The sequence below is a fragment of the Actinomadura rugatobispora genome, from assembly GCF_055379765.1.
Map to the genome: position 1 here is coordinate 11432940 of NZ_AP029191.1, position 21600 is coordinate 11454539.

Sequence of the window (21600 nt, forward strand, 5' to 3'; positions counted from 1 at the left end):
CGGGGCGGAGGCAAGGAAGGCGCCCCTTCTAGGCCAGATCCAGGGCATGCTCGACGAGGCTGATGAGCACGCTCTTGGCCGATGCCCGCTGCCGCACGTCGCACAGCACGATCGGGATCCGCGGATCCACGTCCAGCGCCGTGCGGATCTGCCCCAGCGTGTGGCTGCGGGCGCCCTCGAAGCAGTTGACCGCCACGACGAACGGGATGTCGCGCTGCTCGAAGAAGTCGATGGAGTCGAAGCTGTCGGCCAGTCTCCGGGTGTCGGCCAGCACCACGGCGCCGATCGCCCCGTAGACCATCTCGTCCCACATGAACCAGAACCGCTCCTGGCCGGGTGTCCCGAACAGGTAGAGCGCGATCCCGTCGTTGAAGGCCAGGCGGCCGAAGTCCATGGCGACGGTGGTGGTGGTCTTGCCCTCCACCCCTCGCAGGTCGTCCACGCCGACGCTCGCGTTCGTGAGCGCCTCCTCGGTGCGCAGGGGGCGGATCTCGCTCACCGCCCCCACCAGCGTGGTCTTGCCGACGCCGAACCCGCCCGCCACCAGGATCTTCAAGGCCATATGGTGGCCGCCCGCGGCGGGCAGGGACTCCCGCCAGTCACCGGTGCCGAGCGGATCGGAGGCGGACAGGGACGAAGGGGTGTCAGAGGGCGCGGAGGTCATCGAGAACTCTCTGGAGGATTTCGGGGGACGGTCGTTCGGCGAGGGGGGCCGAACGCTGCTCCTCCAGCAGTCCCTGCTGGAGGAGGTCGGACAGCAGCACGTGCACCACGCCCAGCGGAAGGTCCAGCTCGGAGGTCAGGTCGGCGAGCGCCACCGGGGCACGGCACCGTTCGAGGATCAGCCGCTGCTCGTAGGAGGGCCGGGCCCGTTCCCCGGGCGACCTGCCGGTCGCGACCAGCATCGTGATCAGGTCGAGGCGGATGCCCTGGGCCCTGGCGCGGCCTCGGGTGAACGCGTAGGGGCGCACGAACGGCCCGGTGTCGGCATCGGGCCTTCGTTCTCTCGGCGTGTCCATGTCCGGGCGCTCATGTCGCGTCGCGCGACGAGCCGGCCAGGCCCGCCCTGGGCGCGGTGGACAGCTGCTTGCGCATGCGCTTGATGAGCATCGTCATCTCGTAGGCGACCATGCCCGTATTGCCGCCCGCGTCGCTCAACACGGCCAGGCAGCTTCCGCTGCCCGCCGACGAGACGAAGAACAGCGCGTCCTCCATCTCCACGATGGTCTGCCGCACCAGTTCCTTCCCGAAGTGCTCGCGCGCGCCGTTGGCCAGGCTGTTGACCCCGGAGGAGATCGCGGCCAGATGCTCGGCGTCCTCCCGGCCCACCCCGCGCGAGACCCCCATCACCAGACCGTCGCGGGACAGCAGGACGGCCTGCCTCACCTCATCGACACGATCCACCAGGTCGTCCAGCAGCCAGCTCATGTCCGCCGTCGTGGGTCGGGTCGTACGTTGCTGCGTCACAGGTCACCCCGGTCCAGTCGTTCCTCGAACACCGTCGTTGCGTCCTCGTCGTCCTCACGGCCGGCCGACCACCCGGCCTGGAGCGAGGACAGCAGATCGCGGTTGTGCTCCGCCGGCCTCTCCCCTGGTGTCTCGTCCAGGGCCGGTTCCCACCCGGGACGCGACGCCGACCTGCGGTGACGCGGTCCGGGGGCGCGCAGTTGCGGGGCCAGGTGCCGCTGGCGGCTGCGCCGCGGCAGCCCACCGGTCTCGGCGTCGAAGCCCCCGCCCCGGCGGCCGTTCTTTGAGGGCCGTTCATCGTGGCCCGCGTCCTCGGACTCGGGTGTCGCGACGGCGACCGGGGGCGAGGACGGCCTGGGGGCGTGGTGCCGCCCGTCGACCTCGAACCGCCCTTCCGCGGGGCCGGAGGGCGCCAGGGCCGCGACCGCGCCACCGCCGATGGCGGCCCCCTTGTGCTCGATCTGCCTCGGCTCCCGCCCTGTGGCCGCTCCGTGCACGGCGGGCGCCTCACCAGGGGCCAGCAGGTCGGTGGGCAGCAGCGCGACGGCGGTCACTCCCCCGTACGCCGACCGCTGCAGGACGACCTTGATGCCGTGCCGGACGGCCAGCCGGGCCACCACGAACAGCCCCAGCCGGTCACTGTCGGCCAGGTCGAACTCCGGCGGGTCGGCCAGCCGCCGGTTGGTCTCCGCCAGATCGTCCGGGTCCATGCCGACGCCGCGGTCCACCACCTCGACGGCCAGCCCGTTGCCCACGAGCTCCGCGCGTACCAGCACCTCGGTCGTCGGCGGCGAGTAGGCGGTCGCGTTCTCGATCAGCTCGGCCAGCAGATGCACGACGTCGGCGGCCACCGCCCCCTGCACCCGCGCCTGCGTCAGCGCCATCACGTCCACCCGGGCGTAGTCCTCGACCTCGGCCAGCGCAGCGCGCAGCAGGTGCTCCACCGGGACCGGCTCCTTCCAGCCCCGGACGTTCTCCTGGCCGGACAGGATGACCAGGCCCTCGGCGTGCCGCCGCATGCGGGTGGTCAGGTGGTCCAGGCGGAACAGGTTCTCCAGCTCGTCGGGATCGGTGGCGCGGCGCTCCATCGCGTCCAGCATCCGCAGCTGCCGTTGCAGCAGCGACTGGCTCCGCCAGGCCAGGTTGATGAACACCCGGCTGATGCCCGCCCGCACCTGCGCCTCGCCCACCGCGGTCTCGATCGCCGTGCGCTGCACCGTGGTGAAGGCGTCGGCGACCAGGGCGATCTCCTTGGTGCGCCCCGTCCTGATCGGCGGTGCCTCGTCGGCCACCGCGACCTCCTCGCCGCGGCGCAGCCGCGCGACGACCCTGGGCAGGCGTTCGCGGGCCAGCTCCTGGGCCGCCTTCTGCAGACCGCGCAGCTCGCGGGACAGGCCCCGGGCGAACTTCAGCGACAGCACGACGGAGGCGAGGACCACCAGCAGCCCCAGCCCGCCGACCAGCACCAGCCGGTACACCACGCCCCGGCCGGCCGACTCGGTCTGCTCGGTCAGCTCGGCGGTGGCGGCGAGGGTGCCCTGCCACCACTCCTTGATCACCGCGGGCTGCGTGGCGCGCCATTCGGCCAGCGTCGCCTCGGAGACCCTGCGGTCGCGCGAGGCCGCGATCGCCTGCTCGAGCCGCTGGTAGCGGGCGAACTGCGGCGACCGGGAAAGCCGATCGAAGGCCTGGCGCACGGCGGCGCTCGGGCCCGCGAACGAGACGCCCGTCAGATGGCGGCGGTTGGCGGCCGCCTCGACGAAGGCGGTGTGCGCGGCGGCCGGGATGCGCCCTCCACGGATCTGGGCCCCCTGGAGCAGCGCGTCCTCGCGCATCATGAAATCCTGCGCCCAGTTGACGTCCACCAGCGTCTGGGTGGTCTGGTGCACCTCAACGTCATCGGCCGTGGCCAGATTGCTCAGCGCCCTGTTGGTACTGTCGAACAGGGCGTTGTACTGGCCGATGGCCGCCAGGGGCGCGATACCGCCCGAGGCGATCTGGGCCCGGAGCGGACCGAGCCTGCCGTACTCGCGGTCGAGGTCGCGCAGGAAGCGGAGCGTCCTGCCGTCCGCGACGTCCCCGGCCGCCGGAAGGGACTTCGCGCGGAAGGCCGCCAACGCGCCGTCCGTGCCCCGCTGCCCTACCCGAAGCTGATCGGCGCCCTGCGCTCCCCGCGTCCCGAGAACGGTGGCTGCGGCGGTCCGCTCCACCTGCAGCGCGTTGCCCACCAGCCCGATCGGGCGGGCCACGTCGTCCACGGTTCTGGTGAACTCGATCCGGTCGAGCGCCGCCCCCAGGGAGACGGCCGCCGCGAAGGCCCACAACCCCACCAGCGAGAGCAGCGGAACGACCAGCAGCAGACCGATCCGGCGCCCGACGGGACGCAACCGGACCCGTTCGGCGGAACCGCCTTCTTCCTCGTTCTTCGGCACGTGAAAACTCCATGGATCCGACAGGCCCACAGCTCTGGACGCCACATGTTTCACCTAAAGCCAATAGAATGCAAGCGGTGACTTCACGTGGCGGCGAGAAGAGCGGGAGCTCCACCAATGAACGCTTCGGGCGACAATCTGCAACCGAGCCGCGCAACGCTGCGCCAGGAGCGGCAATGTGCGCGGGCAGCGCATTCGCCGTCCCGCATGTGACCGTTCCTGGCCAGTCGCTCGACCGCGGGCGCTGCGCCTACCCGGTCGCTACATTGAGCTCCGACTCGAAACCGGCGAAGGCATCGGAGCCGACGCGGCCTGATCTCGATGATCGCGCCCTTTTTAATCTCATCGCCCACGTTTGCTCGCCGGCCGCGCGGGCAGCGCTTCTCGGCACCTGGCCCAGCCGCCCAGGACGGCCGCGGGAGTCTCCGCATCCGAGCCGTCCTCTCACGGCGGCGGGGCCAGGAGCGAGGTGGAGCCGCGCCGAGCGCGGATGCCCTTCCCGCGACCTCGGCGGGCTCGTCGGCGTCGAGCAGGAACCCGGCGCCCGAGTCGTCCAGGCCGGTGTGCAGTCCGGCGGGCCGGAACCTGCTGTTGAGCGGCGCCAGAACGGCGCCGGGTCGTCCAGAGAGGGCTGCCCTACCACGTTGCCGGCGCCGACTTCAGGATTCGGTCGCGACGACCAGGACGGCGCGCTCGGGGCAGTTCCGCCGCGCCCTGCTCAGGTCGTCCAGCGACGCGGCGTCGGCGGCCTCGGCGACGACCACCGGGTAGCCCTCCTCGTCGGGCTCGAAGATGCTCGGAGCCGCCTCGTAGCACCGTCCGTGCCCGGCGCACGCGTCGCGATCAACCGTCACACGCGGAGCATGATGTTGCTGGGGCATCGGCCCGTTCCTCCCTCTCACGCCTTGCTGGGGCGGGGTCAGCGTCAGGTCTGCTCGGGCGTGAAGACGATCGGCAGCTGGACGACTCCGCGGACCTGGCTGGAGTGCGAGACCGAAGGCCGCTGCGGATCCAGGCGGTAATCGGGGATGCGGCGGTGGATCTCCTCCAGGGCGATGCGCAGTTCCACCCGGGCCAGGTGCGACCCCAGGCAGCGGTGCGGACCGGACCCGAACGCCAGATGCCGGTTGGGGGACCTGCCGATCCGCATCGCCTCCGGCTCCGCGAACTCCCCGGCGTCGCGGTTGGCCCCGGCCAGCAGGACCAGCAGCTGGTCTCCGGCCTTGAGCCGGACGCCGCCCAGCTCCGTGTCGCGGGTGACGCGGCGCCCGGCGGCGACCGCCGCCTCCAGGCGGAGGATCTCCTCCACCGCGTCCGGAACGCGGGCGGGGTCGTCGATGAGGCCACGGCGCTGCTCAGGGTTGGCCGACAGGTGCATCACGCCCCAGGCGAGCGATCCCTGCACGGTGTGCAGACCCGCGATGAGCAGCAGGAAGAACATCCTGGACAGTTCCTCGTCGGTGGGGACGCGCTCCCCGCCGTCCGCCTTGAGGGGCGTGTTGATGATCGCCGCCGTGATGTCGTCACCGGGATCGTCCATGCCGCGGCGCTCGGCGATGACCTGGGCGAAGTAGCCGAACATCCGCTGCGCGGCGTCCTGCCGCGCGGCGTTGCTCTCCTCCTCGCTCGCTCCCGGCTTGCCCATCAGGGCGATGTCGGTCATCTCGCTGAACATCGGGGCGTCCTCCAGCGGCCAGCCCATCAGCGTCAGGAACACCGACGTCGGCAGCTCGTGGGCGAACTCGGAGACGAACTCCGCCTCGCCCCGCGCGGCGAAGCCGTCGATGAGCCGGTTGACGATCCCGCGGATCCGCGGTTCCAGGGCCTTCATGCGGACCGGGTTGAACAGCGGCTGGAGCGCCTGCCGGTAGGCGGTGTGCTCGGGCGGGTCGAGTTCGAGGGGGATGAACTTCCCCGCCCCGGCGTCCACGAGGTTGTTGGGGTGGCTGGAGAAGGTCGCCGGGTCGCGGAGCACCTCGTGCACCTCGCCGTAGCCCGTCACCAGCCAGTGGCCTCCGTGCGCCGTCGAGTAGACGACCGGGCCGCGCGCGGCGAGCTCGGCGATCCTCTCCTGCATGACGTCCACGGGGGCCGCGAGCGAGGGGTCGTAGATGTCGAAGTCCACCCTCAGGTGCTCGGGCGCGTCGGTGATGCCGGTGGTCATTCTTTCCGCTCCTTCGTCTGCCTGCAGGTTGCCTGTTCGACGTTCGCCGGGCGCTCCTACTGGCCGCCGTCGACGGCCGCGGCCGCGGCGGCCGCCGCGTGCGGGCCGTCCTCCTCGAAGACCATCGCGACGCGTGACAGGGTGCCCCCGTCGGTCGCGGGCAGGCAGACGCCCGACATGTAGGCCGAGTCGTCGGAGGCCAGGAACAGCACGACCTTGGCGTTGTCCAGCAGCGACGGCGGACGGCCCAGCTTCAGCGGGATCGGCGAGTAGGCGGGGTTCCACTCGCCGGCCGTCTCCTCGTAGGACTGGCCGACGACGGGGGCGCCCGGTTCCATCAGGAAGTTCGGCGACATCCCGTGCGTGGGGAGGAGGGCGTTGACGCGGATGCCGTACTTGCCCAGGTCCAGCGACAGGCCGCGGACGAGGCCGTTCACGCCGGCCTTGGTGGCGCTGTAGAGCGCGATGTTGTGGTAGGCGACCAGCGAGGCCGCGGACGAGGTCGCGACGATGGCGCCGCCCCCGTTGCGGCGCATCGCCGGGACGGCGTGCTTGCACGAGTAGAAGACCCCGGTGAGGTTGACCCCGAGGACCTTCTGCCAGTCGGCGTCGGTGAGGTCTTCGAACTCCACGTGCTCGCCGCCCGCGACCGAGGGGACGCCGCCGCGCGACACCACGCCCGCGTTGGCGAACATGACGTCCAGCTTCCCGAACTCGCTCTCGGCGGTGGCGACGGCCCGCGCGACGTCGGCCTCGACCGCCACGTCACCGGTCACGGCGACGGCCGTGCCGCCGGCCTGCTCGACCAGCTTCACCGTCTCCTCGGCGCGCCCGGCCAGGATGTCGAACACCACGACCTTCGCGCCCTCGGCCGCGAACAGCTGCGCGGTCCGCCGCCCCAGCCCCGATCCGCCACCGGTGATGACGGCGACCTTGCCTTCGAGTTTCATGGCACCTCTTCTCGGTACGACACACGGCGAACTGGACACTGCACGACAGAATGGACACCGAACGGCGGCATAAGGATCTTCGTCTGCGCACCGGGTCCCGCGGCGAAGCCGGCCTATTCCCTCTCGATGCGATTTCCGGCCTCGTCGTCGGAATTGGACACTCGCGTCCCCTTCTCGCACCAGGTTCGCTGTCGGGCGGCGGCGCTACGGGCTCCCGGCCGAACGGCGCCCGTTCGCCCGCGCGCCGTCGCGTTGCGAATTTAACTTAAGCCTATAGTTTTAGAGCGTCAAGGCGTCTCGGGAATTCGACCGGTTCCGGTACTGCGGCACGTGCGGGCGAGAGACCGATTTCGCGACCGGTCCGAGAGGCGAAGGAGTTCACCGGAGCCAGGCATGGCCACAGCGGCCGTCGGCACCGCCGGAGGCGCGACTGCGGTCGCGTCGGTCGGGGCGCCGATGCGGATCCGCGTTCCGGCCAGGGGCAGCCCGGCATCGCCGGGCCGATTCCTGGCTTCCTCGCAGCGAGTGACGGCGGCCAGGCCCTCGCGGGAGATCCGCGGTGCCGCGCGTGCTCGCCGTCTCAGCGGACCTTGGGGTGGGTCCGCGGAAGATCGGCGTAGGTCTCGCGCAACCGCCTTTTGGCGATCTTCCCGCTGGGCATGCGGGGCAGATCGGAGTCGACGAGGACCACGTACCGGGGCACCTTGTAGTCGGCCAGCCGGGCATTGCAGTGCTCGACGACCTCGGCCACGGTGAGCGGGCCCTCGGCGCGGATCAGAGCCGCCGGCGTCTCCCCGAACTTGGGGTCGGCCACGCCGATGACCGAGACCTCGCGCACCTGCGGCAGTTCCTGGAGCACGTTCTCGATCTCCAGCGGCGCGATGTTGAGCCCGCCGGAGATGATCATGTCCTTGATGCGGTCGACGAAGGTCAGGTAGCCGTTCTCGTCCAGGACGCCCAGGTCGCCGGTGCGGAGCCAGCCGTCCACGAGGGCCTCCCTGGTGGCCTGCTCGTTCCCCCAGTAGCCGGGCATCATCCCGGGGCCGCGCAGCAGGATCTCGCCCGGCACGTTCGGCGCGCAGTCCGCCCCCTGGAGGTCGACCACCCGGATCTTGGTGAAGATGCCGCCCCAGCCGCACTTCTCCGGATGCGCGGCGGTCTCGTCGCGGGGCATCGCGGTCGCCGAGCCGCCGATCTCGGTCTGCCCGTAGATCTGCCGGAGCGAGACGCCCTTCTCCTGCCAGGTGCGCAGCAGTCCCGGCGGCACCCGCGCGCCGCCGACGTGGGCCGTGGTGACGCTGGTCAGGTCGGCCTCGGCGAAGCCGGGCGCCGCGGCGATCTGCTCGAAGACGATGGGCGGGCCCGTGATGGTGGTGACCTTCTTCTCCGCGATCACCTCGACCGCCCGGGCCGGTGCGAGCGAGGGCTGGAGCAGCAGCGTGCCGCCGTGCAGCAGGCAGCGGGCCAGGCCCCAGATGACTCCGGCGGCGGTGAACAGCGGCAGCACCAGCAGGACGCGCAGCCCGTTCGGCTCGATCGGCTCGATCAGCGCCCACTCGTGCATCTCGCCCGCGATGCTGCGGTGGGTGAAGATCACGCCCTTGGGCCGCCCGGTCGTGCCGCTGGTGAAGATGATCGCGGTCGGCTCGGAGAGCTCGCCGACCGGGGCGGCGACCGGCCCGTGGCCGCCGTCGCGCAGCCTCGCCACGTCCTCGAGGACGCCGATCTCGAACGTCGGCCGCGCCCGGTGCACCTCCTCGAGCCGGTCCCGGAGGGCGGCGTCGCAGTAGACGGCGGCCGGCTCGCAGTCCTCGACCAGCGCGGTCAGCTCGCGGGACAGCATGCGGTGGTTGAACGGAGCGACGATCGCGCCGAGCCGCCACGCGCCCAGGGCCACCGCGCACCATTCCAGGCTGTTGCCTCCCAGGATGGCCACCCGGTCGCCGGGGCCGACGCCCTTGGCCCGCAGTTCGGCGGCGACGCCGTCGGCCCAGTGCGACAGCGCGCGGTAGGTGACGGCGTCGCCGTCGAAGTCGACCGCGACGGCGTCGGGGACGATGCGGGCCCACCAGACCAGCGCGTCGTTGACCGTTCCGCTCATGGCTCCTCCCCTGCCTTCAGGCAGGCTCGATCCGAGGGGCGCCGTCGGCGGGCGGCCCGGAATGTGCTCTGCCTCACACGGCAGTGAATCTAAAAGCATTAGCCGAGGTTGGCAATACCCAAGCCGGGATTCTTAGGATTTACCCAGCTCACGGGGCTTGCTCACGGCGTAGAGGACATCGTCCTGGGTCCGCTGGAAGCCGAGGAGGCGGGCCGACCGCACCGCCCGGGGCAGCGCCGGGTCCAGGCCCGCCTCCACGGCCTGGACCCCCTCGTCGCGCAGCAGTGCCAGGGCGCCGGCGGCCAGCGCCGACCCCGTACCGGCGCCCTGGACGGCGGGGACGACGGCGCGCAGGACGCCCGTCCGCAGGCGTTCGACGGTCCGGGTCCCGCGCTCCAGCCAGGCGTACCCGGCCGGTGCGCCGCCGGGACCGCCGGCATAGAGCAGCCGGGCGGAGCCGTCGCCGGGCGGCCGGTAGCGTTCCGGCAGTCCGGCCGCCCGCCACAACCGGCGGGCGGGCCCGGGATCGGCGCTCTCGGTGAGGGGCACGGCGGGCGGCGGCAGCGGCGCGGCGTGCGGCCCGGACAGCGGCCGCACGCTTCGCCAGATCCGCGCCCTCTCCGTGCACCCGAACCGCCTCGCGAGCCGCTCCGCCGCGGGATGGTGCCCCTCCGCCCAGCCATGGGCGCCCGGCAGCCCCGCGCTTTCCAGGACGGCGGTGGCCACGCCGTTGGAACGGGCGTCGGGATGGACGATCAGGGTGCCGCATTCCGCGCCGTCCAGGTGCAGGTAGGCGACGAGCGGCGCGGCGGGTGCGTCAAGGCGGACGAGCAGGTGGCGGGCACCGGTGCGGAGGGCCGGCGGCACGATCCGGGAGAACCCCGCCTCCTGGTCGTACTCGGAGCAGGCGCGGGCCAGGTCCTCGGCCTCCTCCAGTTCGCCGCCCGTCAGGTGGCGGCGCCAGAACGTGCCGATCACCGCGTGCCGGACTCGGTGAGCCGTCTCACCTCCCGGTGGAAGATCTGGTTGACCACCTCGTTGCGGCCCAGCACCATGCCGCCCGCGTCCGCACTGGACACCGCCGTCTGGCTGGCGCGCAGGAGCGGGAAGTCCTCGGCGTGCAGGACGTCGAGCAGGATCTGCCAGTTCTTGTTCCAGCGCTTCTCCCACTCGGCCTCGCTGAACCCGGAGGCCTCCACGGTCGGGACCAGGACCCGCATCTCCATCCGGCTCCGCCCGGGATCGGCGGGATGGGGGCGGAAGGTGAGCAGCTGGAAGTGGTCGGGCTGGCGCAGCAGGGTGCTGTTGGGGCCGACGAAGTGCGACTCGGTGACGTGGCGGCCGAGGTCGGCGTCGCCGGGGTCCTCCTCCAGGAAGCGGTCGATGCTCTTGCGCGGCGACAGGAACCGGGCGTGCCGGCCGTAGTCCTCGACGGCCAGGACGTTGGTGTGGATGATCTTCCCGGCGGTGTTCGGATGGGCGAACTTGATGTGGTAGCCGTCCAGGAACGCGTCCTGCATGATCTTCCAGTTGACCGGCTCGTCGAAGCCCTCGGCCCGGTAGTTGACCAGCGCCTCCATCCGGTAGCCGGCGAGCGCCGCGTCCATCTCGGGGCCGAGCCAGGCGGCGACGTCGATCGCGGCCGAGGCCGAGTCGACCAGCCAGACGAAACCGTGCCGCTCCTCGGTGGGCAGTTCGACCAGGCCCGAGGCCGCGTGGTCCAGCTCGCCGAAGGTGTGGTCGTAGGTGACGGAGCGCAGGCTGCCGTCGGTGTCGTAGGACCAGCGGTGGTACGGGCAGGAGAAGAGGCGGCACCGGCCGGACGGCCGCTCCTCCAGGAGCGCCCCGCGGTGCCGGCAGGCGTTGACGAACGACTTGACGCCGCCGTCGCGCTGCCGGACCACGATGACCCGGTTGCGGGGCATCGTGAGGGTCAGGAAGTCACCGGGGCGGGCCAGTTCCGAGGAGTGCGCGACGATCGACGGCACCCGCCCGAAGATCAGGTCCCGTTCCCTGGCCGCCGCCTCGGGGTCGGTGAACTCGCGCGGCCCGAACGGCCGTGTCGCCTCGAGCTTGTCGGTGTCGTCCGCGCGCAGCAGATTGAGCAGCCGCCCGATGCGGTCCTGCCTGTCGCCGGGGGCCATGGGCGCCTCCTTCTGTGGATGCCTACCCCACAAACCTAATACCTTGAGATTTATAGGGCAAGATGGCGCGAACGGAAGGCCCGTCTTCCAGCTTTTATGACAACCGAAAACCTACTAACGTTAGATTGACCCGACCCCGTATACGCCCCAGGGAGCGTGCTGTGGAGAGCGACCTCTTCGAGACCGACCACGAGGACTACCGGCGGACCGTCCGCGAGTTCGTCAAGCGGCAGGTCGTGCCGCGGATGGAGCAGTGGGACGCCGATCGGCTCATCGACCTGGAGACCTGGCGGGCCGCCGGGAGGCAGGGCGTTCTGGGCCTGCCCGTCCCCGAGGAGCACGGCGGGGCCGGCGAGCGCGACTACCGCTACCGGTGCGTGGTGATGCAGGAGATCGCCCGGGTCGGCGCGGCGGCGCTGCAGTCGGGGTTCACCACCAACGACGACATCGCGCTGAGCTACCTGCTGCGCCACGCGGACCGGGAGCAGCGCGGGCGCTGGCTGCCCGGCTTCGCCACCGGCGAGACGATCGGCGCGATCGCCATGAGCGAGCCCGGCGCCGGCAGCGACCTGCGCGGCATCGGGACCACGGCGGTCCGCGACGGCGACGACTGGATCCTCGACGGTTCCAAGACCTTCATCACCAGCGGCATCCTCGCCGACCTGGTCATCGTGTTCGCCCGCACCGGACGGGAGCACGGATCGCGCGAGTTCAGCCTGTTCGTGGTGGAGGACGGCACGCCCGGCTTCAGCAGGGGCCGCAAGCTCGACAAGGTCGGCCTGCACGCCCAGGACACCGCCGAGCTGTTCTTCACCGGTGCCAGGGTGCCCGGGGCCAACCTGCTCGGCCAGGTCGGCGAGGGGCTGCCGGCCCTGATGCGCAGCCTGCCGCTGGAGAGGCTCGGCATCGCGCTGGCCGCCCAGTTCTCCGCCGAGGCCGTGCTGGAGTGGACGGTCGAGTACGTCCGGCAGCGGCGGGCCTTCGGCCGCCGGATCGGCGACTTCCAGGCGCCCGCCTTCAGGCTGGCCGAGCTGAGCACGGCGGTGGAGGTCTCCCGCGCCTACCTCGACCGCTGCGTCCGCGCCCACAACGCGGGGACGCTCACCGCCACCGACGCCGCCAAGGCCAAGCTGTGGGCGACCGACCTCCAGCACGACGTCATCGACACCGGCGTGCAACTGCACGGCGGGTACGGCTACATGCTGGAGTACCCGGTGGCCAGGGCCTTCGTCGACGCGCGCATCCAGCGCATCTACGGCGGCACGAACGAGATCATGAAGGAGATCATCCAGCGCGAGCTGATCGGACGGCCGTAGCACCGTCCGATCAGCGGGGGCCGGGAGCCGGCCACCGCCCGGCCAGGTGGATCGACTTGCCCGAGTGGTGCGGCTCCCGGCCCTCGGGCCCGTTCTCCGCCTTCAGAGCACCTCCTCGTGACCGAAGAGCACTGAGCTGACCAGCGGCGCCATCGGCCCGCCGATGAACAGCGAGGTCCTCGCGCCCGCCACCTGGTTCACCGAGGTCCCCCGCACCTGGCGGACCGCCTCCACCGCCAGGCCCATGCCGTTGACGAAGGAGTCGGCGATGTTGCCGCCGCCGGTGTTGACCGGCAGCCGCCCGCCCTGGGCGATGAGGTTCTCGAACGTGAGCACCTCGCCCGCGGCGGGCCCCGGCGGGCAGAGCCCGTGGTCGATCAGCGACGCGACGGCCGCACCGCTGAAGTTCTCGTACGCCTGGACGACGTCGACGTCGCCCGGGCCCAGCCCGGTCGCGTCCCACAGCCGCCCGGCGACTCCCCTGCAATCGGTACGCTCGCCGTATCCCGCGGTCGCGTAGTCGGTGTCGTTCTCGGTCTGCGACGAGTAGCCGCCCGGGGCTCCCTGGGCTCCGCCGATGACATAGGCGGGGTCGGGACGCAGAGCGCGGGCACGCTCGGCGGAGACGAGGATCAGCGCGACCGCCCCGTCGCTCTCCCGCGAGCAGTCGTACAGCCGGAACGGTTCCACGATCATCCTGGCGGCGGCGTACCCCTCCTCGTCGAGCGGCCGCCCGTAGCCCGCCGCGGACGGGTTGTTCTGGGCGTGGTGGTAGGCGGCGAGCACCAGGGCGCGCTGGGCGCTCGCGGGCACCCCCTCATGCTCCAGCATCCGCTGCGTGCGAAGCGCGCAGACCTGTGCGGGCGCGCCGACACCGTGGGCCAGGTAGTGGTGGTCATAGAAGTACTTGGCGTAGCCCAGCCGCCCGGTGTCGCTCTGGGCCATGGGCCGGTAGGCGACGACGCACTCGGCCTGGCCGGTCGCGATCGCGGTGGCGGCGGTGGTCACGGCGGCCGCGGCCCCGCCCCCTCCGCCGCCCCACACCATGGTCGACCAGCGCAGTTCGCGGATGCCGAGATCGGCGCCGAGCACCGGGCCGCTGAGGTCCCCCCCCGGCGTAGGAGACGAAACCGTCGATCTCGCGGGGCGAGATCCCGGCGTCGCGGCACGCCTCCACGATCGCCTCCAGCACCAGGCGGTGCTCGCCCGCCGGAGCCTGCCCCCGCTTGTAGTGCAGGTCCGCGACGCCCACGACGGCCGCCGCGCCGCGCATCGGCGAGGGGGTCACGCGAGCGCCCCTTCCGTGCGGGAGGCGAGCCGCCAGCGCAGCAGCGGCCACGCGGCATCGGCGGGCCGTTCGACGTGCCCGGCCAGCCGGTCGCCGATGCGCACGTCCCGCCCCTCACCGGTCAGCAGGCCGAGCAGGCGCACGCCGCCCGCGTGCGGCAGTTCCACCACCACGGTCACGTACGGGGTCAGCTCCGCGAACTCCGCCATGTACGGGTGGTGCGTGCGGCACCACGAATAGACGGTCCCGGTCGCGGGAACGCCCTCCCACACCAGCTCGAAACCATGGCATTCCGGGCACATCCGGCGCGGGCCCCACAGCCACGTGCGGCAGCCGGCACAGCGCTGGATCCGCAGCTCACCCGAGCGCAGGCCGTCCCAGTACGGCGCGTCCAGACCGTCGGCGGCCGGACCGCAGGGGATCACGAGGCGTCCTGGACGGGGAAGTTCTCCAGCCGGGCCGCCAGCCACTCGCCGCCGTGCTCCTCCCAGATCGAGCGCAGCCCGATCTTTCCCTCGGGCGTGGTGTAGACGGTCTCCCCCACCCAGGTGTCGCCCTCCTGCCGGACGTCGACGATCCGCAGCGAGTGCACGACGCGGCCGGGCACGGTGACCCCCTCGAACACCTGCGGCAGGTTCTCCTGGACCATCTCCGCGAGCGCTGACCTGACGTCCCCGTTGAGGACGTGCTGGACGTGCCGCTCGTAGCGGGCACGGAAGTCGGACATGGGCCCTCCAAGTCGCCGGGAAGTCCCCTTAGGCTAACGCCATTAGATTAATTGCGACAAGATCCCACCTCAGGATGATTCCGGGTGACCGGGCCGGGGGTCAGGAGACCGCGGCCCGGCGCTCCTCGGCCAGCAGCACGACCCCGCGAAGGAAGCTGCGGATCATCTCTTCGAACAGCTGGTTCGCGGTGAACTCGTTGGAGGCGAGAGCGCGCGCGAGGGTGGGCTGCCGCTCGTCGTCGACGTTCGGGAAGATCGCCCGGCGGGCCGCCGGAGTCCGGGCCGCCTCGGAGATCACCGCCCCCAGGACCACGGTGTCCATGCTGTCGAGGATCTGCACATGCACGTCGGCCGGCACACCGCTGTCGTGCAGGAAGCGGGCCGCGTCCTCGTAGAGGTCGGCGAGCATGTCCCTCGGCGGGAACTGCAGCAGCAGCGGAGCGGCGTTGCGATGGCGCAGGATCACCCGGCGCAGATTCAGGCTGAGCTGGACGAACCAGTCGATCCAGCGTTCGGGCGGCGGCTTCCTGGGCACCACGGTCTCCGACACGATGGTCGTGACCACCGCGCCGAGGATCTCCGACTTGTCCTCGAAGTGGTGGTAAAGCGAGGGGGCCCGGACGTTGAGGTGGCGGGCCAGGCGCGGCAGGCTCAGCGCGTCCAGGCCCTCGGTGTCGATGATCTCGATGGCCGCGGCCACCGCACCGGCACGGCGGATCAGCGGCTGACGCGGACGGGCCATGGCACCCGATCCTAGTTCACCCTCCTTGCACGCCCGGCCGCGTTGAGGTCTGAACGGCGGCACACCGCTGCATCTGCTCCCGATGTTCCAAGACGGTGCGACCGCCCTCAGGCCACCTCGAACACGGGCAGGGTCTCGCCGCCCTCCCCCTCGGCGCCCGACCGGACGAAACGCACGCGAACAGGCACCCCCGCCCGCAGCGCCGAGAGGTCGGCGGCCAGGAGCCGGACCATGAGCCACGGCCCCTCCTCCAGCTCCACGACGGCGCTGACGTAGGGAACCGCCTCGACGAGTACGGGCAGCGGCGCCCGGTGCACGACGGCCCAGGTGACGAGCGTGCCCCTGCCCGAGGCCGTGTACGGTTCGAGGTCGGCCGATCCGCTCGCCGGGTCCGTCCGGGCCTCGGGCCCCAGCACGGTCCCCGAGGCCGGGGCCCGCCGCACCAGCAGTTCGCCGCGCGCGGCGGCGTCGAAGAACGCCGCGCTGCCCCGATCGCGTTCGACCACCGGGAACGTCTCGCTCATGCCGCTCCTTCACGCCGGTGCGGGCTGAGCACCAACGTGGAGTGGTGCTCCAGAATGCCGCCGTTGCCGCTGACCAGCACGATGTCGTTGCGGGGCGCCTGCCGCGCGCCGCCGTCCCCACGGGCCTGGATGATCGCCTCGGACAGCGGCGTCATGCCCCACATGTAGTACCCGGACAGTTGCCCGCCGCCCGTGTTGCACGCGAGATCGCCGCCGGGCGCCAGCCTGCCGCCGCCCACGAAACGGCCGCCCTCCCCCTTGCCGCAGAAGCCGTAGTCCTCCAGCGTGACGAGCACGGTGTAGGTGTAGCAGTCGTACAACTCGGCCACGTCCACGTCGGCGACCCCGATGCCGGCCATCCGCATGGCCTGCGGCCCCGAGCGCGCCGCCGGGGTGACCACGCCCCAGTCCGACCCGGCGCTCATCCGCCGCGGCGCGTGCGCCTGCCCATGGCCCCACACGTGCACGGGCGGTCGGCGCAGGTCCGCCGCCCGGTCGGCGGCCGTGACCACGACGGCGATGGCGCCGTTGCTGACCAGGCAGCAGTCCAGCAGGTGCAGCGGTTCGGCGATCCACCGCGACGCCTGGTGGCCGGCGACGGTGAGGGGCCGGCGCAACTGCGCCAGCGGGTTGCCCGCGGCCCACGCCCGCTGCGCGACGGCGATCTCGGCGAGCTGCTCGGAGGTCGTCCCGTAGCGCTCCATATGCCGTCGCGCGCACATCGCGTACAGGATGTTCGGATTGGCGGCTCCCGAGGCGAGGGACCAGCCCGCCAGGCCGCGCAATGCCCGCGCGGCGGACGGTGCCCGCCACGACGCCCCCGCCGAGCGCTCCGGCTTCAACGGGGTGTCGGCGAAGACGCAGGCCACCGCGGTGGCGGAGCCGGCGGCGATGGCCTGGACCGCCTGGGCCACCATCACTCCCGCGGTGGCGCCGAACGCGTTGACCTGGCTCAGGATGCCCAGGTCGCCAAGGCCGAGCACGGCGGCCAGGGCGACTCCGACGTCCTGCTTGACGCCTGCGCTGACGAGCAGCCCGTCCACGTCGCCGAGTGCCAGACCGGCATCGGCGACGGCGAGCCGCACCGCCTCCGCGGCCAGATCCGTCGACGAGCGTCCATAGACCTTGCCGAGCTCGGTCATCCCGAGCCCGGCGATCGCCGCGTCGGTCATCGTCCCTCCTTGGCGCTCACGCGAACAGAGACTCCATGCCCTCGCCCAGGTTGACCGTCTTCAGCTCGTAGTAGGCCTGGACGGCCTCCGGGCCGGTGTCGCGACCGATGCCCGAGTTCTTCACTCCGCCGAAGGGCGCCTCGGTGTTGTAGGTGAACGAGTTGACGCTGAACGTCCCGGTACGGACCTTGCGGGCCACATCGGCGGCGCGTTCGGGGTCGCCGGTGAACACCGCGCCGTGCAGGCCGTACTCGGAGTCGTTGGCGATCGCGATCGCCTCCTCGACGGTGTCGTAGGCGAGCACCGAGGCCACCGGGCCGAAGATCTCCTCGCGGCAGACGCGCATCGAGTTGACGGTGCCGGCGAACACGGTCGGCTGCACGTAGTAGCCCCTGTCCAGCCCCTCGGGCACGCCTCCCCCGGTGGCGATCACGGCGCCCTCGGCCTTCCCGGCCTCGATGTATCCGAGCACCCGCTCCCGCTGCCGCGCGGAGACCAGCGGGCCCATCGTCGTGGCCGGGTCGAGCGGATCGCCCACCACGAACGACTCCGCGGTCGCCACCAGGGCTCCGACGACCTCGTCGTAGCGGCTCTTCGGCACGACCACGCGGCTGTAGGCCGCGCACACCTGGCCGGTGTTGAAGAACGACCCGACCGCCAGCCCCCGCATGGTGGTGGCGATGTCGGCGTCGTCGAGGACGATCGCCGCCGACTTGCCGCCCAGCTCGAGCTGGAGCCGCTTGAAGCTCCCGCCGCATTCCCGGCCGATCTCCCGGCCCGCCGCGGTGGACCCGGTGAAGCTGACCTTGTCGACCTCGGGATGGGCCACCAGCGCCCGCCCGGCGTCCCGGTCGCCGGTGATCAGGTTGAACGCGCCGGCGGGCATCCCCGCCTCGACGAACGCCTCGGCGATGTGGAAGGCGTCGAGCGGTGTCTCCGGTGCGGGCTTGTAGACCACGCTGCAGCCCGTCACCAGGGCCGGGACGATCTTCGCGATCGCCATGTTGAAGGGGCCGTTCCAGGGGGCGATCGACGCCACGACGCCCACCGGCTCCTTGACCACGGCGGCCGCTCCCGCCCGGGTCCGCCGGACCTCGCTGGTCGCGTCGCTCCGCGCGACGTCGAGGAAGTAGCGCCCGGTGTCCAGGGCCCCCGGGATCTGGACCGCGGCCGCGCTGACCGGCAGCCCCATCTCCAGGGTCACCAGCCGCCCGATCTCCCCGATCCGCGACTCCAGGATCCGCAGGGCGCGCTCGATGATCTCGGCCCGTTCGGCGACGGTCAGGCCGCGCCATGCCCCGGCCTCGAAGGCGCGCCGCGCGGCGCCGACGGCCGCGTCGACATCGTCCCCGCCGGCGTCCGGCACCACCCCGATGACCTCCTCGGTCGACGGGGACACCACGTGGGTCCTGGCGGCCGAGACCGGTTGGCGCCACTCACCGTCGATCAGGAGTCCCGCTCGAGTGATCATGCCCGGTTCCTTTCGCACTCAGCCGTCAGGGAAAGCGGTGCCGACGCGACCGGGGCCGCGCTCCCGCACCCGGCCCGGAGGGCGCCGCCCGATCCGGACCGACACCGTGTCAGCCTATAGGCATTAGATTACTCGGGTCCATAGCCCCGGCCGGACGGGGACGCGGTAGGCTACCTATCGCCATTAGGTTTAGATCGGAGTCTCCGACACAGTGGAAGCCACGGCCGATCGGCGTGCCCCCCTGACCCTGGTCCTGCTCTGCGCCGGCGGATTCCTGGTCTCGCTCCAGCAGACGCTCGCGATCCCGCTCATGGCCGACCTGCCGGACGAGCTGCACACCGCCCCCGGGAACACCACCTGGCTGATCGGCGCCGGCCTGCTGAGCGGCACGGTGTCCACGCCGGTGCTCACCAGGCTCGGGGACGTGTACGGGAAGCGGCGACTCATCCTGATCACGATCGGAGCCCTCGTCGTCGGGTCGTTGGTCGGCGGGCTGACCCACTCCTTCGCGGTCGTGATCGCCGCCCGAGCCGTCCAGGGGGCGGCGATCGCGCTACTGCCCCTTGGGCTGGCCGTCATGCGGGACGAACTGCCACCCGCCCGGCTCCCCCTCGGCACCGCGGCACTGTCCAGCACGCTCGCCATCGGAGCGGGCGCGGGACTTCCGCTGTCCGGGGCGCTGGTCGACGGGCCAGGCTGGCGGTGGATCTTCTGGATCCCGGCCATCGCGGGCACCGTCCTGTTGTGCGCGGTCGTCCTCGCCCTTCCCGAGTCCCCCGTCAGGGGTGGCGGCGGCGTCGACCCCTGGGGCGCCCTGCTCCTGTCCTCCGGCCTCTGCGCGGTGATTCTCGCCCTCTCCCACGGTTCGGCCTGGGGCTGGATCTCGATGGACACCGTGCTGCTGGGCGTCGGCGGGCTTGCGGTGCTCGCGTTCTTCGGCGTAGTCGAACTCAGGTCGCCCGCCCCGCTGGTCGACCTTCGCCTCGCCGCCCGGCCCCGGCTCGTCGCCGCACACGCGGTGTCGCTGCTGCTGGGCTTCGCCGCCTACGCCAACATGATGGTCACCCCCCAACTGCTCCAGCAACCGGCCGACACCGGCTACGGGCTCGGGCTGGATGCGGCCACGGCCGGCCTCTGGCTGGTTCCCATGGCGCTGTCGTTCGGCATCTTCGCGCCGGCGGCACCGGTGGTCGTCCGCCGTTGGGGCGCCGAGACGACGGTCGGCCTCGGGGCCATGGTGATGGCCGTCTCCTACGTCGGACGGGTCTATCTCAGCGATGGCCTCGCCCAGGTCGTCGCCGGTTCCGTGGCCGTGTCCCTCGGCACCGTCCTGACCTACGCGGCGCTTCCCATCGTGGTCATGAGCGACGTTCCCGCGTCCCAGAGCGCGGCCGCCAACGGCCTCAACCATCTCCTGCGCACCGTCGGCAGCGTCGTGAGCAGCGCGGCCACGGCCTCGGCCATCAGCGGGATGGTGATGGAGACCGCGCCCGGGGTCACGCTGCCGTCGTACGACGCGCAGGTGCTGATGTTCTGGCTGGCCGCTGGAGCGAGTCTCGTCTCGGTGGCCGTGCTGGCGTGGTCACGCCGGCACGCTCCCTCCGAGCCGACGGCCTGAAACACCCTTTGCCGGACGCTGCTTCGTCCGGCAAAGGGTGTGCCAGAGGCCGCGGTTCAGGCCGCGGGATCCTCCACGGTGCCCGCACCGCCCATGTACGACGACTCGATCTCGTGGCGCTTGGCGGTGAGCTCGGCGCGCGTACCCTCCATCGCCACCGAACCCTTGTGCAGGACGATCCCGCGATCGGCGACCTCCAGGGCGAGCGACAGATGCTGCTCGACCAGGAGCACGGCGACGCCGGACTCGTCGGCCAGGCCGCGGATCACCGAGGAGAGCCGTTGGCAGACGACCGGGGCCAGGCCCAGGCTCATCTCGTCCACGAGCAGGACCTTGGGCCGCAACGTGATCGCCCGTGCCAGCGCGAGCATCTGCTGCTCCCCTCCGGAGAGCAGTCCGGCGCGGCGTCCGATCAGCGGCTCGAGCTCGGGGAACAGATCCGTGACCATCGTGAGGTCGGCCTTGCGACGCGCGCCGGCCGCCGCGAGGTTCTCCCTCACCGTGAGACCGGTGAAAAGGGCCCGGTCCTCCGGCACCTGGATCAGTCCCGCCTTCGAGGCGGCGTGCGGCCTTCCCAGGCGAAGCGACGTGCCGTCGACCGACACCCGACCCGAGCGCGGCTTCACCAGACCGGAGACGGACAGCAGCGTCGTGGTCTTGCCCGCTCCGTTCCGCCCGAGGATGCTGACCACCTCCCCCGCGGCTGCGCTGAGGGAAAGGTTCTTCACCGCGAGGACGCGCCCGTAGCCTGCGGAGATGTCGTCCACTCTCAGCGTGGCCTTCATGCGGGCACTCCCAGGTAGGCGGTCCGCACGGCGTCGGACCCGCTGATGTCGGCGGCCGGTCCGGCGAAGATGACCTTGCCGAAGTCCAGGACGTAGACGCGGTCGCAGACCGAGAGGACCAGATCGACGTCGTGGTCGATCAGGAGCACGCCGGCACCGTCTCGGGCCAGGCCCCGGACCGGATCCGCCAGACCGAGCGACTCCTTGCTGTCCAGCCCAGCGGCGGGCTCGTCCAGCAGGACCAGCCGCGGATCGGACGCCAGCGCACGCGCCAGGCTCACCAGGCGTTGACGTCCGTGCGACAGGTCCTCGGGGAAACTGTCCTTCACCTCGTGCAGGCCGTAGCGGTCGAGAAGCCTGTGGACCCGCTCGTGGTGCTCGGAGCGCGCGCCGCGCCTCGACACCAGGAGGTTCTCCATCACCGAGAGGTCGTTGTAGAGCTCGAGCTGCTGGAAGGTGCGGATCACGCCGCGCCCCGCCCGCCTGTACGCCGGCTGGGGCGCGATGTCCACGCCGTCGAGGAGCACTTCGCCCCGGTGGGGAACGAATCCGGTGACCGCGTCGATGAAGGTGGTCTTGCCGGCGCCGTTGGGGCCGATCAGGCCGACCACCTCGCCCCGGTCGACGGCCAGATCGACGCCGTCAAGGGCCTTGACGCCTCCGAAGTGGACCGCGAGGTCCCTGGTCTGCAACAGCATG

The 21600-nt window shown here is 71.8% G+C and carries 21 protein-coding genes; 2 read left to right on the plus strand and 19 right to left on the minus strand.

The features are described from left to right. Positions 1–28: 28 nt before the first annotated feature. The 10 genes from ACZ466_RS51245 to ACZ466_RS51290 all read right to left on the minus strand — a co-directional run bounded on the left by ACZ466_RS51245 (position 29) and on the right by ACZ466_RS51290 (position 11258). Positions 29–562, minus strand: coding sequence for a GTP-binding protein (locus tag ACZ466_RS51245; protein WP_378282893.1), 534 nt, complete (start codon positions 560–562; stop codon positions 29–31). An 82-nt stretch (positions 563–644) separates the two neighbouring features. After that, a complete protein-coding gene (locus ACZ466_RS51250) occupies positions 645–1019 on the minus strand; it encodes a DUF742 domain-containing protein (RefSeq protein WP_378282849.1) in 375 nt (124 codons plus the stop codon). A gap of 10 nt (positions 1020–1029) precedes the next feature. Further along, entirely contained in the window at positions 1030–1428 is a 399-nt protein-coding gene (locus tag ACZ466_RS51255) for a roadblock/LC7 domain-containing protein (RefSeq protein WP_378282848.1), read from the minus strand. Between the two features lie 35 nt (positions 1429–1463). Then, on the minus strand, positions 1464–3899 hold the full coding sequence (locus ACZ466_RS51260; protein WP_378282847.1) for a sensor histidine kinase: 2436 nt from the start codon (positions 3897–3899) through the stop codon (positions 1464–1466). Positions 3900–4558: 659 nt separating this feature from the next. After that, positions 4559–4753 carry a ferredoxin gene (locus tag ACZ466_RS51265; protein WP_378282846.1) on the minus strand — a complete coding sequence of 65 codons (195 nt, stop codon included), beginning with the start codon at positions 4751–4753 and terminating at the stop codon, positions 4559–4561. A gap of 71 nt (positions 4754–4824) precedes the next feature. Next, on the minus strand, positions 4825–6063 hold the full coding sequence (locus tag ACZ466_RS51270) for a cytochrome P450 (RefSeq protein WP_378282845.1): 1239 nt from the start codon (positions 6061–6063) through the stop codon (positions 4825–4827). Between the two features lie 56 nt (positions 6064–6119). After that, the gene (locus tag ACZ466_RS51275) at positions 6120–7013 is read right to left on the minus strand and encodes an SDR family NAD(P)-dependent oxidoreductase (protein ID WP_378282844.1); all 894 of its coding nucleotides are present in this window, start codon (positions 7011–7013) and stop codon (positions 6120–6122) included. A 580-nt stretch (positions 7014–7593) separates the two neighbouring features. Beyond that, complete coding sequence (locus tag ACZ466_RS51280; RefSeq protein ID WP_378282843.1) at positions 7594–9114, minus strand: class I adenylate-forming enzyme family protein; 1521 nt, start codon at positions 9112–9114, stop codon at positions 7594–7596. Between the two features lie 132 nt (positions 9115–9246). After that, positions 9247–10092, minus strand: coding sequence for a hypothetical protein (locus tag ACZ466_RS51285; RefSeq protein WP_378282842.1), 846 nt, complete (start codon positions 10090–10092; stop codon positions 9247–9249). Further along, positions 10089–11258, minus strand: a complete 1170-nt coding sequence (locus ACZ466_RS51290) for an aromatic ring-hydroxylating oxygenase subunit alpha (protein WP_378282841.1) — start codon at positions 11256–11258, stop codon at positions 10089–10091. The genes ACZ466_RS51285 and ACZ466_RS51290 overlap by 4 nt, the downstream gene beginning before the upstream one ends. A 161-nt stretch (positions 11259–11419) precedes the next feature. On the opposite strand from ACZ466_RS51290, the gene ACZ466_RS51295 reads away from it, so the two are divergent. Continuing rightward, the gene (locus ACZ466_RS51295) at positions 11420–12574 is read left to right on the plus strand and encodes an acyl-CoA dehydrogenase family protein (RefSeq protein ID WP_378282840.1); all 1155 of its coding nucleotides are present in this window, start codon (positions 11420–11422) and stop codon (positions 12572–12574) included. Between the two features lie 102 nt (positions 12575–12676). On the opposite strand, the gene ACZ466_RS51300 is transcribed toward ACZ466_RS51295, so the two are convergent. From ACZ466_RS51300 to ACZ466_RS51330, 7 genes are all read right to left on the minus strand, one after another. After that, positions 12677–13666: a thiolase C-terminal domain-containing protein gene (locus tag ACZ466_RS51300; protein WP_464042239.1), complete on the minus strand. Its 990-nt coding sequence runs from the start codon at positions 13664–13666 to the stop codon at positions 12677–12679. 192 nt (positions 13667–13858) lie between these two features. Next, positions 13859–14287, minus strand: coding sequence for a Zn-ribbon domain-containing OB-fold protein (locus tag ACZ466_RS51305; RefSeq protein WP_378282838.1), 429 nt, complete (start codon positions 14285–14287; stop codon positions 13859–13861). After that, a complete protein-coding gene (locus ACZ466_RS51310; protein WP_378282837.1) occupies positions 14284–14589 on the minus strand; it encodes a hypothetical protein in 306 nt (101 codons plus the stop codon). The genes ACZ466_RS51305 and ACZ466_RS51310 overlap by 4 nt, the downstream gene beginning before the upstream one ends. 100 nt (positions 14590–14689) lie before the next feature. Next, positions 14690–15331 (minus strand): TetR family transcriptional regulator, encoded by a 642-nt coding sequence (locus ACZ466_RS51315; protein ID WP_378282836.1) that lies wholly within the window; start codon positions 15329–15331, stop codon positions 14690–14692. A gap of 107 nt (positions 15332–15438) precedes the next feature. Next, positions 15439–15855, minus strand: a complete 417-nt coding sequence (locus ACZ466_RS51320) for a Zn-ribbon domain-containing OB-fold protein (protein WP_378282835.1) — start codon at positions 15853–15855, stop codon at positions 15439–15441. Continuing rightward, the gene (locus ACZ466_RS51325; RefSeq protein ID WP_378282834.1) at positions 15852–17027 is read right to left on the minus strand and encodes a thiolase family protein; all 1176 of its coding nucleotides are present in this window, start codon (positions 17025–17027) and stop codon (positions 15852–15854) included. Before ACZ466_RS51325 ends, ACZ466_RS51320 begins: the two co-directional genes overlap by 4 nt. A 16-nt stretch (positions 17028–17043) precedes the next feature. Next, the gene (locus ACZ466_RS51330; protein ID WP_378282833.1) at positions 17044–18498 is read right to left on the minus strand and encodes an aldehyde dehydrogenase; all 1455 of its coding nucleotides are present in this window, start codon (positions 18496–18498) and stop codon (positions 17044–17046) included. Positions 18499–18709: 211 nt separating this feature from the next. On the opposite strand from ACZ466_RS51330, the gene ACZ466_RS51335 reads away from it, so the two are divergent. After that, positions 18710–20116 (plus strand): MFS transporter, encoded by a 1407-nt coding sequence (locus ACZ466_RS51335; RefSeq protein WP_378282832.1) that lies wholly within the window; start codon positions 18710–18712, stop codon positions 20114–20116. A gap of 56 nt (positions 20117–20172) precedes the next feature. On the opposite strand, the gene ACZ466_RS51340 is transcribed toward ACZ466_RS51335, so the two are convergent. Beyond that, positions 20173–20901: an ABC transporter ATP-binding protein gene (locus ACZ466_RS51340; protein WP_378282831.1), complete on the minus strand. Its 729-nt coding sequence runs from the start codon at positions 20899–20901 to the stop codon at positions 20173–20175. Continuing rightward, the gene (locus ACZ466_RS51345) at positions 20898–21599 is read right to left on the minus strand and encodes an ABC transporter ATP-binding protein (protein ID WP_378282830.1); all 702 of its coding nucleotides are present in this window, start codon (positions 21597–21599) and stop codon (positions 20898–20900) included. The genes ACZ466_RS51340 and ACZ466_RS51345 overlap by 4 nt, the downstream gene beginning before the upstream one ends. Position 21600 lies beyond the last annotated feature (1 nt).

Coding starts and splice junctions, on each gene's coding strand:
- ACZ466_RS51255 (WP_378282848.1), bottom strand. CDS start 1,428: ATGAGCTGGCTGCTGGACGACCTGGTGGATCGTGTCGATGAGGTGAGG.
- ACZ466_RS51320 (WP_378282835.1), bottom strand. CDS start 15,855: ATGAGCGAGACGTTCCCGGTGGTCGAACGCGATCGGGGCAGCGCGGCG.
- ACZ466_RS51310 (WP_378282837.1), bottom strand. CDS start 14,589: ATGTCCGACTTCCGTGCCCGCTACGAGCGGCACGTCCAGCACGTCCTC.
- ACZ466_RS51345 (WP_378282830.1), bottom strand. CDS start 21,599: ATGCTGTTGCAGACCAGGGACCTCGCGGTCCACTTCGGAGGCGTCAAG.
- ACZ466_RS51315 (WP_378282836.1), bottom strand. CDS start 15,331: ATGGCCCGTCCGCGTCAGCCGCTGATCCGCCGTGCCGGTGCGGTGGCC.
- ACZ466_RS51330 (WP_378282833.1), bottom strand. CDS start 18,498: ATGATCACTCGAGCGGGACTCCTGATCGACGGTGAGTGGCGCCAACCG.
- ACZ466_RS51250 (WP_378282849.1), bottom strand. CDS start 1,019: ATGGACACGCCGAGAGAACGAAGGCCCGATGCCGACACCGGGCCGTTC.
- ACZ466_RS51325 (WP_378282834.1), bottom strand. CDS start 17,027: ATGACCGACGCGGCGATCGCCGGGCTCGGGATGACCGAGCTCGGCAAG.
- ACZ466_RS51280 (WP_378282843.1), bottom strand. CDS start 9,114: ATGAGCGGAACGGTCAACGACGCGCTGGTCTGGTGGGCCCGCATCGTC.
- ACZ466_RS51290 (WP_378282841.1), bottom strand. CDS start 11,258: ATGGCCCCCGGCGACAGGCAGGACCGCATCGGGCGGCTGCTCAATCTG.
- ACZ466_RS51245 (WP_378282893.1), bottom strand. CDS start 562: ATGGCCTTGAAGATCCTGGTGGCGGGCGGGTTCGGCGTCGGCAAGACC.
- ACZ466_RS51275 (WP_378282844.1), bottom strand. CDS start 7,013: ATGAAACTCGAAGGCAAGGTCGCCGTCATCACCGGTGGCGGATCGGGG.
- ACZ466_RS51340 (WP_378282831.1), bottom strand. CDS start 20,901: ATGAAGGCCACGCTGAGAGTGGACGACATCTCCGCAGGCTACGGGCGC.
- ACZ466_RS51270 (WP_378282845.1), bottom strand. CDS start 6,063: ATGACCACCGGCATCACCGACGCGCCCGAGCACCTGAGGGTGGACTTC.